The sequence below is a fragment of the Raineyella fluvialis genome (assembly GCF_009646095.1).
Taxonomy (GTDB): domain Bacteria; phylum Actinomycetota; class Actinomycetes; order Propionibacteriales; family Propionibacteriaceae; genus Raineyella; species Raineyella fluvialis.
Map to the genome: position 1 here is coordinate 3,533,043 of NZ_CP045725.1, position 13,303 is coordinate 3,546,345.

Genomic DNA, 13,303 nt, shown 5'->3' on the forward strand with positions numbered 1-13,303 from the left:
GTGAGGGCATGGGGCACGGGGGCCCCGCTCGGTAGCCTGTCGGATGTGACTCGCATCATCGCCGGAAGCCACGGTGGGCGCCGGCTCGCCACCCCGCCGGGCGCCCGGACCCGCCCCACCACGGACCGCGTCCGGGAGGCGGTGTTCTCCGCTCTGGAGTCCTGGGCCGGCGACGGGCTGGGCGGTCTGGCGTTCCTCGACCTGTACGCAGGGTCGGGGGCGATGGCGCTGGAGGCCGCGAGCCGGGGCGCCTCACCCGTGACGGCCGTCGAGTCCGACCGGCGTACCGCCGACGTCGTCCGCCGTAACGCCGCTGACCTGGGCCTCAGGGTCGAGGTCCGCACCCAGCCGGTCGAGGAGGTGCTGTCGGTCTCGCCGCCGCGGGCGTACGACATCATCTGGGCCGATCCCCCGTACCCCGTGCCGACCGATCAACTGCAGCGGCTTCTCGGCGGCGTCTGGGCCTCCGGGTGGCTCGCGGCGGACGGGTTGCTGGTCCTCGAACGCTCCTCCCGCGACCCGGACCCGCAGTGGCCCGACGGCATCGAGGAGTGGTCCCGCCGCTATGGTGAGACCACGATCCACTACGCCCAGGAGGCTCGGTGAAGGTCATCTGCCCCGGCTCGTTCGATCCGGTGACGCTCGGTCACCTCGACATCATCGAACGGGCCGCACGGTCCTTCGACGAGGTCGTCGTGGGTGTCGGCCGCAACACCTCCAAGAACGGCCTGTTCAGCCTGGAGGATCGGCTGTCGATGCTCACCCAGGCATGTGCCGCTCTGCCCAATGTCACCGTCGACCCCATCGACGGCCTGCTCGCGGAGTACTGCCGCGAACACGGTGTCGGCGCCATCGTCAAGGGTCTGCGCTTCGCCTCGGACTTCGACTACGAGCTCCAGATGGCCCAGATGAACAAGCAGCTGACCGGCGTCGAGACGATCCTGCTCCCGACGGCTGCCCAGTGGTCCTTCGTGTCCTCCACGTTGGTGCGCGAGATCGCCCTGATGCACGGCGACGTGTCGACGTTCGTGCCGGACTTCGTCGTGACGGCCCTCGAGGTCCAGGCGGCGCGACGGTCCCCCGAGCGGGAGAGCGGGTCGCGACGATGAGCGCCGACTGGGGACGCCTCGACGACCGGGCTGTCGACTGGCTGACGCGCCTGCTCAGCCTCGACACCACGAGCCGGCGGTCCAACCTGCCGGTGGCCGAGCTCATCGCCGAGGAGTGCCGCGCTCTCGGTATCCCGGTGCACCTGCGCCCCGATCCCACTGGGGCGAAGGCCAATCTGGTGGCCACCATCGCGGCCGCCGACGGCACGACGACCGGCGGTATCGCGCTCAGCGGTCACATGGACACGGTCCCGGTGGACGGCCAGGACTGGACGACCGACCCGTACACTCCTCAGGTGCGCGACGGCCACCTGTACGCGCGCGGCGCCGCCGACATGAAGGGCTTCCTGGCGCTCGTCACCGCCGCCCTGCCCCGGTTCGCCGCGACCAGACTGGCCGAGCCCGTCCATCTCGCCTTCACCTTCGACGAGGAACTGGCCGCGCGCGGGGCCGGGCAGATGGTCGAGGACCTCGCCGCCCTCGGGGTGCATCCCCGGGCCTGCATCGTCGGTGAACCCACGTCGATGCGCGTCATCACCGGACACAAGTCGGTGAACATCGTCCGCATCGACGTCCACGGCCTCGCAGCCCATTCCTCCCTGCCGGCGGCCGGCTGCAACGCGGTGGAGTACGCGGCCGCGATGTGCACAGCGTTCCGGGCCATCACCGACGCCTGGCGCGACGAGGGACCGTACGACGAGGACTACGCGGTGGCCCACTCCACCGGTGGGGTGATGATGATCGAGGGCGGGACGGCCCGCAACATCGTCCCCGAACGATGCACGGTGTTGCTCGAGTTCCGCACCATCGCGGCCGTGGACCCGCACGACGTCGTCACCCGCCTGCGCAGCGTCGCGGACGACCTGACCCGGCAGATGCGGGCGGAGCAGGTCGGGGCCGGCATCGAGGTGGTCGTCGAGGACATGGTGCCGGCACTGTCCGCGCGCAGGGACTCCCCCGCCGCACAGGCCGCCATCGCTTACGGTGGGATCCCCAGCGACGAGCACGTGACGTACGGCACCGATGGTGGCGCATTCCATGCCGCGGGGATCGAGACGGTCATCTGCGGACCTGGCGACATCGCCCAGGCCCATGGGGTCGACGAGTACGTCGACATCGACCAACTCGAGGCCTGCCAGGACTTCCTGGCGGCCATGCTCTCCCGCCTGTCCGCCGCCGACTGATCCTCGATTTCACCAATCCCGGGCGTTTCGGCTATTCTGTACCGGTTGCTTTCGTGCCGTGATCCGTACGGCACGACGTGACCGACACGTTCCAGAAGGAGAACCACCAGTGGCTGCTGTATGTGACATCTGCGCCAAGGGCCCGGGCTTTGGACACAACGTGCCTTGGTCGAAGAAGAAGACGAACCGTCGTTGGAACCCCAACATCCAGCGCGTCCGCGTGACGTTGAACGGTTCGACCAAGCGCATGAACGTGTGCACCTCGTGCCTCAAGGCCGGCAAGGTCTCTCGCTGACCCTGCCCGGTGAAGGGGATCCCCCGGGATTCCCCCGCACCACCACTCCATCCCGGAGTGACAGTCGGCACCCAGCCGGCGACCTGTCCCCCCTGCCGTTCGATCGGCCGCGGATCCCCAAGAGCTGTGACCACTCAGCGCCGCGCAGCGGGAATGACGAAAGGAGTGCAGCCATGGATGCTGCCGACAAGCAGAAGATCATCGAAGAGTACGCGACCCACCCCGGCGACACCGGCTCCCCGGACGTCCAGGTGGCCCTGCTCACCAAGCGCATCGCGCACCTGACCGAGCACCTCAAGGAGCACAAGGGTGACCACCACTCGCGTCGCGGCCTGATGCTCATGGTCGGCCAGCGCCGTCGCCTGCTCAACTACATCGCCAAGAACGACATCGAGCACTACCGCTCGCTGATCGCTCGACTGGGCCTGCGTCGCTGACGCCTGCAGACCCCGTCCGGTGAGGCGGTCCCCCTGGGGGCCGCCTCCCGTTGTTGTGGGGCCCGCTCCCAGCGGGGTCCCGCCCCTTTCCTCCGGTCCACCCGGAACCCTCGTCCCCACTTCGATCCCCCGCGCCATTGCGGTCAGGTAGAGTGAGGGCCGTCTGCGATCCCTTCGCCGACACACGTCCACAGCCAGCTCGCAGGGCCCGGTCGCTTCGGGAGTCCTCGGTCCTCGGTAGTGGTTCTCGGGAAACGTCGCCGTCACCGGCATCACGGTGGCCGTCGCGCTGCGTACGCCCGCGGACCTCGATCGAAGACCGGTCTCCGTCACCGACCGGCCGTGTGCCCTGCGGCGTACACGAAAGGAGTCCCCATGGAGGGACCCAACGTCCATTTCGCCGAAGCCATCATCGACAACGGTTCGTACGGCAAGCATGTCGTGCGCTTCGAGGCGGGGGCGCTCGCCCAGCAGGCCGACGGCTCCGCCGCGGTCTACCTCGACGGCGACACCATGCTGCTGTCCGCCACCAGCGCCGGGAAGCACCCCCGGGAGGGCTTCGACTTCTTCCCGCTGACCATCGACGTCGAGGAGCGGATGTACGCCGCGGGCAAGATCCCGGGCTCGTTCTTCCGTCGTGAGGGTCGCCCCGGCACCTCCGCCGTCCTCACCGCCCGGCTGATCGACCGCCCGCTGCGGCCGTCCTTCATCAAGGGCCTGCGCAACGAGGTCCAGGTGGTCATCACCGTCCTCGCGCTGAACCCGAACGTCCGCTACGACGTCGTGGCGATCAACGCCGCCTCGATGTCGACCCAGATCTCCGGGCTGCCGTTCTCCGGTCCGATCGGCGGCGTCCGCGTCGCGCTGATCGGCGATCAGTGGGTCTGCTTCCCGACCGTGGAGCAGGACGACGAGTCGACCTTCGAGATGGTCGTCGCCGGCCGGGTGCTGCCCGACGGTGACGTCGCGGTGATGATGGTCGAGGCCGGCGGCGGTGAGCACATGGTCGACCTGATCAAGGCCGGTAAGAAGGCCCCGACCGAGCAGGTCGTCGCCGAGGGCCTCGAGGCCGCCAAGCCCTTCATCAAGGTGCTCTGCGACGCCCAGGCCCGCCTGGCCGCCGAGCTGCCGAAGGAGCAGCGGGAGTTCCCGGTCTTCAGTGACTACCGCGACGAGGTCTACGCGGCGGTCGAGGCCGCCGTCCTGGACGAGATGCGCGAGGTGATGGCGATCCCGGCCAAGCTGGATCGCCAGGACCGCGAGGACGCGCTGAAGGCCAAGGCCGTCGAGGCTCTGCTGCCCTCGTTCCCCGACGCGGAGGCCGAGATCAAGGCCGCGTTCAAGTCGGTCCAGAAGAAGGTCGTGCGGCACCGTACGCTCACCGAGGGCGTCCGGATCGACGGCCGCGGCGTGCGTGACATCCGCGCCCTGTCGGCCGACGTCGAGATCATCCCCCGGGTGCACGGGTCGGCGCTCTTCCAGCGCGGCGAGACGCAGATCCTCGGCGTCACCACGCTGAACATGCTCGAGATGGAGCAGAAGATCGACACCCTGGCGCCGGAGAACACCAAGCGCTACATGCACCACTACAACTTCCCGCCGTACTCCACCGGCGAGACGGGCCGCGTCGGCTCCCCCAAGCGTCGTGAGATCGGCCACGGTGCCCTCGCTGAGCGTGCGCTGGTGCCGGTCCTCCCGAGCAAGGAGGAGTTCCCGTACGCGATCCGCCAGGTCTCCGAGGCACTGGGGTCGAACGGCTCCACCTCGATGGGCTCGGTCTGCGCCTCCACCCTGTCGCTGCTCAACGCCGGTGTGCCGCTGCGCGCGTCGGTGGCGGGCATCGCCATGGGCCTGATGAGCGAGCAGGTCGAGGGTGAGACGAAGTACGTCGCGCTGACCGACATCCTCGGTGCCGAGGACGCCCTCGGTGACATGGACTTCAAGGTCGCGGGCACCCGCGACTTCGTCACCGCCCTGCAGCTCGACACCAAGCTGAACGGCATCCCCTCGGAGGAGCTGGCGAAGGCCCTGCTGCAGGCCCGCGAGGCCCGGATGACCCTGCTCGACGTGATGGGCGAGGCGATCGGCGAGCCCGACGAGATGAGCCCCTACGCCCCGCGGATCATCACGATGCACGTCCCGGTCGACAAGATCGGTGAGGTCATCGGCCCCAAGGGCAAGGTGATCAACCAGATGCAGGAGGACTCCGGCGCCAACATCTCGATCGAGGACGACGGCACCATCTACATCGGCGCCACCACCGGTGAGGCCGCCGAGGCCGCCCGCTCGATGATCAACGCGATCGCCAACCCGACGATGCCCGAGGTCGGCGAGCGCTACCTCGGCACCGTCGTCAAGGTCGTCAACTTCGGCGCCTTCGTCTCCCTGCTGCCGGGCAAGGACGGGCTGCTGCACGTGACCAAGCTGCGTGAGCTCAACGACGGCAAGCGCGTGGAGAACGTCGAGGACGTCGTCAAGGTCGGCCAGAAGATCCAGGTCGAGGTCACCGAGGTCGACGACCGCGGCAAGCTCTCCCTCGCCCCGGTCGTCGAGGCCAAGCCCGCGGCCGCCCAAGCGGACCCCGCTGAGGAGGCCGACGACGCCGTCGAGGCCGACGCCCCCGAGCAGGAGAAGTCGGAGCGTTCGCCGCGTCGTCGCCGTCGTACGCACCGCAAGCCCGCCGAGGGCGGCGACTCCGAGGACACTGCCTCCGAGGAGTGAGCCTCCGGCCCTACCGGGCCCACCGCGTCGCCCCTCCGTCCCGTACGTGAGGGGCGACGCCCGTTTCCCGGGACTGTCCGCTTCGCCGCCACTCGTATCATCGATGACGGGACCGGTCATCCGGGGCCGTTCCCACCCTGTCCGGAGGTTCTTCACCATCAACCGCACTGTTCTGTCGGCCGACGACCTGGCCGGTGACCTGCGCCGCACCACGCTCCCCGGCGGCCTGCGCGTGGTCTCCGAGAGCCTGTCGCACACCGCCGCGTTCAACCTCGGCTTCTTCGTCGGCGTCGGCTCCCGCCGTGAGTCCCGGGCCCTGCACGGGGCCTCGCACATGCTGGAGCACGTCCTCTTCAAGGGCACTCCGCGACTGAGCGCCGAGGAGATCTCGGCCTCCATCGAGGGGGTCGGCGGCGACCTCAACGCCTATACGGCCAAGGAGCACACCTGCTTCTACGCCCGACTCCTGGCCGAGGACGCCGATCGTGCCGTCGCCGTGATGTCGGACATGCTCGCGCACTCCCTGATCGAACCGCAGCACTTCTCCTCGGAGCGGACCGTGGTGCTCGAGGAGATCGCGATGGGCAACGACGATCCCGGGGACGTGGCGCATGACCTGTCGGCCCAGCGCCTGTACGGGCCGAGCGGCCTGGCCAAACCGGTGATCGGGTCGGTGGAGAGCATCCGCGCCATGGATCGCGACGCGGTGGTCGAGTACTGGCTGGCGCAGTACCGGGCCGACGACATCGTCGTGAGCGCCTCCGGTGCCGTGGACCACGATCGGCTGCTGGAACAGCTCGCGCCGCTCGACCTGGCCCTCTCCCGGCGTCGTGCCCCCGCTACGGCGGCGGACGAGGAAGCGGCTGCCGTCCCCGAGCCCGGCCTGGTCGTCCAGACCCGTGACTTCGAGCAGCTCGAGGCGGTGATGTCCTGGCCGGGTCTCGCCCTGCTCGATCCGCGCCGGGCCATCCTCGACGTACTCGTCACCGTGCTCGGCGGCGGCATGTCCGCCCGGCTGTTCGTCGAGGTCCGGGAGAAGCGCGGCCTCACCTACAGCATCGACGCCAGCGAGATCGCGTACAGCGACGCCGGCCAGGTGAGCATCGAATGGGCCTGCGCACCGGAACGTCTGCAGCAGATCGTCGACGTGGTCCGCGAGGTGCTGGACGATGTGCTGGCCCACGGGATCACGGCGAACGAGCTGGCCCAGGCGAAGGGCCAGATCCGGGGCCAGACCCTGCTCGGCCTCGAGTCGCCCTCCGCCCACATGTCCAGGAACGGACGTACGGTTCTGCAGGACGACCCGCGGACGGTGGGCGAGATGCTGGCCGCTGTCGAGGCGGTCACCCTGGAGGACGTGCACACTCTTACCCGCGAGCTGTTCTCCGCCGAGCCCACCCTGGCCGTGGTCGGTCCCTGGGACGAGGACCGCCAGGTCTCCCTGGGCTGAACCTCCCTGGGCTGAACGGCTGAGGGGCACCGGTCGGGCGGACCGCCGCCGGTGACCCCGTGGAAGAATGGTCCCGACCTGATCACGAGGAGCGACAAATGACAACGGTGGCGGTTTTCGGAGCCAAGGGCCGCATGGGCCGGGAAGTCGTGGCGGCGATCGAGGCGGCTCCCGACCTCGAACTCGGCGCCACTGTCGACCACGGCGAGGATCGCGGCCCGGTCGCCGAGGCCGACGTCGTGGTCGACTTCACCGTCCCCGACGTGGTGATGGACAACCTCGAGTGGGCCATCGCTCACGGCGTCCACTGCGTGGTCGGTACCACGGGCTTCACCCCGGAGCGCCTGGACACCGTCCGCGGCTGGCTGGAGGCCCATCCCGGCACCAACGCCATCATCGCGTCCAACTTCTCCGTCGGCGCGCTGCTGATGATGAAGTTCGCCGCCGAGGCGGCCCGCTTCTACGAGAGCGTCGAGGTGGTCGAGCTGCATCACCCGGACAAGGTCGACGCGCCGTCCGGCACAGCCGTGACCACGGCCCGGAAGATCGCCGCGGCCCGGGCCGCAGCGGGGGTGGCCCCGTCCCCGGACGCCACCGCCACCCAGCTGGACGGCGCCCGCGGCGCGGTCGTGGACGGCATCCACGTGCACAGCGTGCGTCAGCGTGGGCTCTTCGCCCACCAGGAGGTGCTGCTCGGCAACCCCGGTGAGACCCTGACGCTGCGCGAGGACTCGATGTCGCGGACGTCGTACATGACGGGTGTGCTCGCGGCCGTCCGCGCGGTCGCTTCCCGCCCCGGACTCACCGAGGGCATCGAGGACCTGCTGGGCATCTGAGCCTCGTGCCCGACACCCCGCTCGTCGACGCGCCGCTGGTCCGCGGGCTGCTGCGCTCGCAGTTGCCCCCCGAGCTCGCCCACCTCACCGAGGCACCGCTCACCCTGCTGGGCCAGGGGTGGGACAACGCCATGTTCAGGCTCGGTCAGGACCACGTGGTCCGGGTCCCGACGAGCCGACTCGCCGCGCGGTTGATCGAGCACGAGATCGCGTGGATCGCCACCGTCGGGGCGCCGCTGCTCGCTCTCGACCTGGCCGTCCCGGTCCCGGTCTTCTGTGGTCGGCCCGGCCCGCTCTACCCGACCCGGTGGACGGTGGTGCCCTGGATCGGTGGCACCGACCTGGCCTCGCTGCCGCTGCCCGACCGCCGGGGCCTGGCGGCGCCGCTGGCCCGTGCACTGGCGGCCCTCCACCGTCCGGCACCTCCCGACGCGCCGTACAACGCCTACCGCGGCGTCCCGCTCGCCGCCCGCGCCGCCGCGGTCGCCGATCGCTGGCCTGCGGTCGAGCGCTACCTGGGGACCGCGGACAGCCATGCGCTGAGGGAGTGCTGGGCCCGGGGCCTGGCCGCCCCCACGTGGCCCGGGCCGCCGCTGTGGATCCACGGCGACACCCACGCCCGCAACATCATCCAACGCGACGGGCACCTCGCCGGTCTGATCGACTTCGGCGACGCCACCGCCGGGGACCCCGCGACCGATCTGGCCGCCGCGGTCCTCGACTTCGACGCGGAAGGGTATGCGCGGTTCCGCGACGTCGCCGAGGCGACCGGCAGGTACGACGGGGCGATCTGGGACCGGGCTGCCGGCTGGGCGGTCGTGATCATCACCGCCCTGATCGCCGATCCCGTCAACCGACGCAACTTCGCCGGGCTGATCGAGGACGCCCGGGTGAACCTGGGCTGATGCCGGCGGGTCCGGGCGCTCACCGGACGGGGATCACTCCGCTACGCGGACCCGCAGTCGTACCTGCCTGATCGTGAAGGATCCGTCGTCGGCGGTGAACTGCTGGGTGGCACCGTCGGGTCGCCAACCGGCCGATTCCAGGAAGGCGCGGAGCGGATCGTTGGTCGTGCGGACCCACCAGGTGGCGGTCTGGAACCCGTCGGCCCGCAGCGTGTCGATCAACGCGTTCATCAGGCGCGACCCGTGCCCGGCCCCCCGGGCAGCGGGATCCACCGCGAACTCCGCCACCATGCCGTCGGTGGGCTCGGCGTCCTCGTCGTCACTGGGCGCGGTGGCGGCGAAGCCGACCACCCGGTCTCCCTCCAACCCCACCAGGACACGGCAGCGCGCCTCGGGAGGGCGGACGATCGCCTCATGCCAGGCTTCCACCATCGCCGCGAGGTCAGTGCCGGCGAGCAGGCCGCGGCGTTCGGCGCTGCCCCACTCCGAGAGCCAGGCGCGCCGCTGCAACGGGGCGATGGCTGCTGCTTCCGCGGGCCAAGCGGTGCGGACGTGCAGCAGGTGCGCGGATTCGTCGGTCACGCCCCCAGGTTAGTCGGTGGGATAGGCTGGTCGGGTGTCCCCTTCCGGCTTGAAGACCCCGCCCACCCTCGCTCCCGGCACGCTGCGTGTCATCCCGCTCGGCGGCCTCGGTGACATCGGGCGGAACATGACCAGCTTCGAGATCGACGGCCAGCTCCTGCTGGTCGACTGCGGCGTGCTCTTCCCCGAGGACGACCACCCGGGCGTCGACCTACTGCTGCCGGCCTTCGAGCTCATCCAGGACCGGCTCCAGGATGTCGTGGGGCTGGTGCTCACCCATGGGCACGAGGATCACATCGGCGCGGTCCCCTACCTGCTGCGCCAGCGACCCGACCTGCCGCTCTACGGCAGCAAGCTGACCCTCGCCCTCGTCGAGGCCAAACTGAAGGAGCATCGACTGGCCCGCGAGGCGGTGCTCAAGGTCGTCGGGGACGACACTCGGGTGGAGGTCGGCAACTTCGACCTGGAGTTCATGGCCGTCAATCACTCCATCCCGGACGGTCTCGCCGTCGCGATCCGCACCGAGGGTGGCACGGTCCTGCACACCGGCGACTTCAAGATGGACCAGCTCCCTCTCGACGGACGGATCACCGATCTGCGGCGCTTCGCGAAGCTCGGGGAGGAGGGCGTCGACCTCTTCATGTCCGACTCCACGAACGCCGAGACCCCCGGCTTCACCCCGTTGGAGAAGGACATCGCCCCCGCGATGGAGCGGGTGGTGGCGACCTCGGAGCAGATGATCATCGTCACCTGCTTCTCGTCGCACATCCACCGCGTCCAGCAGGTCCTCGACGTCGCCCACCTGTACGAGCGCAAGGTCGTCTTCGTCGGCCGCTCGATGGTGCGCAACATGACGGTGGCCGCGGATCTCGGCTATCTCACGGTGCCGCCGAAGACCTTGGTCGACCTGAAGGACATCGAGTCCGTGCCGCGCGAGGACCTGATCATCGTGTCGACCGGCTCGCAGGGCGAGCCGCTGTCCGCCCTGGCCCGGATCGCCAACCAGGAGCACCCCATCATCCGCCTCGATCGTGGCGACACGGTCCTGCTGGCGTCCTCGCTCATCCCCGGCAACGAGAACGCCGTCTTCCGGGTCATCAACGGCCTGGCGAAGCTCGGCGCGACCGTGGTGCACAAGGGCAACGCGATGGTGCACGTGTCCGGCCATGCCAGCTCCGGCGAACTGCTGTACTGCTACAACATCGTCCGCCCGGCGAACGCGATGCCCGTGCACGGCGAGCCGCGTCACCTGATCGCGAACGCCGACCTCGCCGTCGCGACGGGAGTGCCGCGCGACCGCGCCCTGGTCTGCCAGGACGGCTCGGTCGTCGACCTGCGCAACCACCGGGCTCGCATCGTCGGGCAGGTCGATGCCCCCTACATCTTCGTCGACGGCACCACGGTGGGCGACATCTCGGAGAGCCAGCTGGTGGACCGCAAGATCCTCGGCGAGGAGGGCTTCATCTCAGTGATCGCGGTGGTCAACACCCGCTCGAACAAGCTTCTCACCGGCCCGGACATCCATGCCCGCGGCTTTGCCGAGGACGACGCCATCTTCGAGGAGGTCCGCCAGGAGGTCGCGAACGCCCTGCGGCAGTCCCTCGAACAGGACGTGGACGACGTCCACCGGTTGCAGCAGACGGTGCGCCGGGTGGTCGGACGCTGGGTCAACAAGACCTACCGCAGGCGCCCCATGATCGTGCCGGTGATCATCGAGGCCTGAGCGAGCCCCTCACGGGACCGGATCACCTCCGGAGCGTACGCTGCCGCCGGTGGCCCTCGTCTCCGCGACGAGCGTCAGGAGCGTACGCCCAACACCTCGCGTACCCGGGTGACATCATCGTTCATCTGGACGATGAGCGACTCGATCCCGTCGAACTTCACCTGGCCGCGGATCCGCGAGACGAACTCGACCCGGACCCGCACCCCGTACAGTTCGAGATCGGTGCGGTCCAGGACGTAGGACTCGACGCGCAGCTCGTGGCCGTCGAAGGTGGGGTTGCGACCGACTGAGATGGCGGCCGGCATCGGCTGCTCGTCGGGCCGGTCCTTGCGGGTGAACCACCCGGCGTAGACGCCATCGGCGGGGGCGGCGCGCAGGTCCGACACCTGCAGGTTGGCGGTGGGGAAGCCCAACTGGCGACCGCGCTGGTCGCCGCGCACGACGGTCCCAGTGAAGCTGAAGCGGCGCCCCAGCATCTCCTCCGCGCCGACCAGGTCGCCATCCGCGAGGGCCGCCCGGATCCGGGTGGACGACGTCCGTTCCATCCCGTCGCCGGTGGCCAGGGGCGTGGAGTGCAGGGGGCTGCGGACCATGTCGATCGCGGTCACCTCGAACCGCCCGACCCCGAGTCGGCGCAGCGTGTCGACGTTACCGGCGGCGAAGTGCCCGAAGCGGAAGTTCTCCCCCACCACCACGCGGGCCGGGGAAAGGGGGAGCAGGAGCGAGGACACGAAGTCCTCCGGGGTCCGCTCGGAGAATTCCTTGGTGAAGGCCACGACCTCGACGCGGTCGGCTCCGGCGGCGCGGAGCATCTCGACCCGCTCGTCGAGGTCGCAGAGCAGCTTCGGTTCGTGTCCGGGACGCACCACGCTGAGCGGGTGGGGCCAGAACGTCATCGCGATGACGGGCAGTCCGGGCTCGAGGCTGCGCGCGTGCGCGAGGACGGCGCGGTGGCCCAGGTGCACACCGTCGAAATTGCCGATGACGACTACGCTCTCGCTCACTCTTCTCCTCGTCCATCGGCGGTAAGGGCTCCCTGGCCGATCGTAGCCGCACCGCCGCCCGCGGCACGATCGGGCGGCCGGTCCCTGGGGGCCGGCCGGGGACGGGTCAGCTCGGCGCGAAGACGGCCTCGGGGCGGGCATCGGGGCCGACCTGACGATACAGCGCGAGGAAGGTCCCGTCCGGACCGAACAGGGCGGTCAGCGGCGCGGGCAGCGCGATGCCCGGCAGGGCCCGACCATGGCCGACGTCGTCGGCCGTCCGGTCGTCGACCGTCATCCACGGGAAGCAGTTACGCGCCGCGTCGTCCAGTTCCAGGACGGCCAGTCGCGGGCCCTTCTGGGCGGACGCGTCGGAGGCGTCGTCACGGTCGGGCAGCGGCTGGGCAACGTCCAACCCGAAACCGCCGACCCTGGTCCGGCGCAACGCGGTGAGATGCCCTCCTGTTCCGAGTGCCTCACCGAGGTCACGGGCAAGCGCTCGCACGTACGTCCCGGTGGAGCACTCCACCGTCACGTCCAGGTCGATGACCGTCAGCCCCGCCACGTCGGCGTCGCGCCGGGCGATGAGCTCGAACCGCGACACCGTCACCGGCCGGGAGGCGAGTTCGACCTGCTCCCCCGCCCGGACCCGTGCGTACGACCGTTGGCCGCCGACCTTGATCGCCGAGACGGCGGAGGGTCGCTGGGCGATGTCGCCGGTGAGGGCCGTCATCGCTGCCCGGATCGCGTCATCGGTCACACCCGCCGCGCCGGGAGCGGTGAGGACCTCGCCCTCGGCGTCGTCGGTGACGGTCGTCTGGCCGAGCCGGATGGTGGCGTCGTACGCCTTGTCGTGCAGGGCCAGGTGGCCGAGCAACCGCGTCGCCCGGTTGACCCCGAGGATGAGCACCCCGGTCGCCATCGGGTCCAGTGTCCCGGCATGGCCGACCTTCCGGGTGCCGATCAGCCGACGGGCACGGGCGACCACGTCATGGGAGGTCATCCCGGCCGGCTTGTCGACAACGATCAGGCCGGACGGCCCCTGGTTCCTGGCTGCGGCCACGGATCAGTCGCGTTC

12 protein-coding genes and 1 pseudogene are annotated in these 13,303 nt (G+C 70.1%); 10 read left to right on the forward strand and 3 right to left on the reverse strand.

Annotated features, from left to right (window positions below; genetic code table 11):
* The first annotated feature begins 45 nt into the window (after positions 1 to 45).
* The 9 genes and pseudogenes from rsmD (at position 46) to Rai3103_RS16340 (ending at position 8,937) form a co-directional block, all read left to right on the forward strand.
* A complete protein-coding gene (rsmD, locus tag Rai3103_RS16300) occupies positions 46 to 606 on the forward strand; it encodes a 16S rRNA (guanine(966)-N(2))-methyltransferase RsmD (RefSeq protein WP_153573447.1) in 561 nt (186 codons plus the stop codon).
* Complete coding sequence (coaD, locus tag Rai3103_RS16305; protein WP_153573448.1) at positions 603 to 1,109, forward strand: pantetheine-phosphate adenylyltransferase; 507 nt, start codon at positions 603 to 605, stop codon at positions 1,107 to 1,109. Before rsmD ends, coaD begins: the two co-directional genes overlap by 4 nt.
* A complete protein-coding gene (argE, locus tag Rai3103_RS16310; RefSeq protein WP_153573449.1) occupies positions 1,106 to 2,293 on the forward strand; it encodes an acetylornithine deacetylase in 1,188 nt (395 codons plus the stop codon). Before coaD ends, argE begins: the two co-directional genes overlap by 4 nt.
* A 109-nt stretch (positions 2,294 to 2,402) precedes the next feature.
* A complete protein-coding gene (gene rpmB, locus Rai3103_RS16315) occupies positions 2,403 to 2,588 on the forward strand; it encodes a 50S ribosomal protein L28 (RefSeq protein WP_153573450.1) in 186 nt (61 codons plus the stop codon).
* Positions 2,589 to 2,761: 173 nt separating this feature from the next.
* Positions 2,762 to 3,025: a 30S ribosomal protein S15 gene (gene rpsO, locus Rai3103_RS16320; protein ID WP_153573451.1), complete on the forward strand. Its 264-nt coding sequence runs from the start codon at positions 2,762 to 2,764 to the stop codon at positions 3,023 to 3,025.
* 375 nt (positions 3,026 to 3,400) lie between these two features.
* Positions 3,401 to 5,617 (forward strand): annotated as a pseudogene (locus tag Rai3103_RS16325) (polyribonucleotide nucleotidyltransferase); the annotation flags it as partial.
* Between the two features lie 232 nt (positions 5,618 to 5,849).
* Positions 5,850 to 7,196 (forward strand): M16 family metallopeptidase, encoded by a 1,347-nt coding sequence (locus tag Rai3103_RS16330; protein ID WP_153573453.1) that lies wholly within the window; start codon positions 5,850 to 5,852, stop codon positions 7,194 to 7,196.
* Between the two features lie 98 nt (positions 7,197 to 7,294).
* Positions 7,295 to 8,032, forward strand: coding sequence for a 4-hydroxy-tetrahydrodipicolinate reductase (gene dapB, locus Rai3103_RS16335; RefSeq protein ID WP_153573454.1), 738 nt, complete (start codon positions 7,295 to 7,297; stop codon positions 8,030 to 8,032).
* A 5-nt stretch (positions 8,033 to 8,037) separates the two neighbouring features.
* Positions 8,038 to 8,937, forward strand: a complete 900-nt coding sequence (locus Rai3103_RS16340; protein ID WP_153573455.1) for an aminoglycoside phosphotransferase family protein — start codon at positions 8,038 to 8,040, stop codon at positions 8,935 to 8,937.
* 33 nt (positions 8,938 to 8,970) lie between these two features.
* Here Rai3103_RS16340 and Rai3103_RS16345 read toward each other — a convergent pair whose 3' ends face one another.
* The gene (locus tag Rai3103_RS16345) at positions 8,971 to 9,519 is read right to left on the reverse strand and encodes a GNAT family N-acetyltransferase (RefSeq protein ID WP_153573456.1); all 549 of its coding nucleotides are present in this window, start codon (positions 9,517 to 9,519) and stop codon (positions 8,971 to 8,973) included.
* Between the two features lie 49 nt (positions 9,520 to 9,568).
* Here Rai3103_RS16345 and Rai3103_RS16350 point away from each other — a divergent pair, with 49 nt between their 5' ends.
* Complete coding sequence (locus Rai3103_RS16350) at positions 9,569 to 11,242, forward strand: ribonuclease J (RefSeq protein ID WP_228489006.1); 1,674 nt, start codon at positions 9,569 to 9,571, stop codon at positions 11,240 to 11,242.
* Positions 11,243 to 11,316: 74 nt separating this feature from the next.
* On the opposite strand, the gene Rai3103_RS16355 is transcribed toward Rai3103_RS16350, so the two are convergent.
* On the reverse strand, positions 11,317 to 12,246 hold the full coding sequence (locus tag Rai3103_RS16355; protein WP_277872985.1) for a bifunctional riboflavin kinase/FAD synthetase: 930 nt from the start codon (positions 12,244 to 12,246) through the stop codon (positions 11,317 to 11,319).
* A gap of 106 nt (positions 12,247 to 12,352) precedes the next feature.
* Positions 12,353 to 13,288: a tRNA pseudouridine(55) synthase TruB gene (gene truB, locus Rai3103_RS16360; RefSeq protein ID WP_153573459.1), complete on the reverse strand. Its 936-nt coding sequence runs from the start codon at positions 13,286 to 13,288 to the stop codon at positions 12,353 to 12,355.
* Between the last annotated feature and the right edge of the window lie 15 nt (positions 13,289 to 13,303).

Coding starts and splice junctions, on each gene's coding strand:
- dapB (WP_153573454.1), top strand. CDS start 7,295: ATGACAACGGTGGCGGTTTTCGGAGCCAAGGGCCGCATGGGCCGGGAA.
- Rai3103_RS16330 (WP_153573453.1), top strand. CDS start 5,850: ATGACGGGACCGGTCATCCGGGGCCGTTCCCACCCTGTCCGGAGGTTC.
- rpsO (WP_153573451.1), top strand. CDS start 2,762: ATGGATGCTGCCGACAAGCAGAAGATCATCGAAGAGTACGCGACCCAC.
- argE (WP_153573449.1), top strand. CDS start 1,106: ATGAGCGCCGACTGGGGACGCCTCGACGACCGGGCTGTCGACTGGCTG.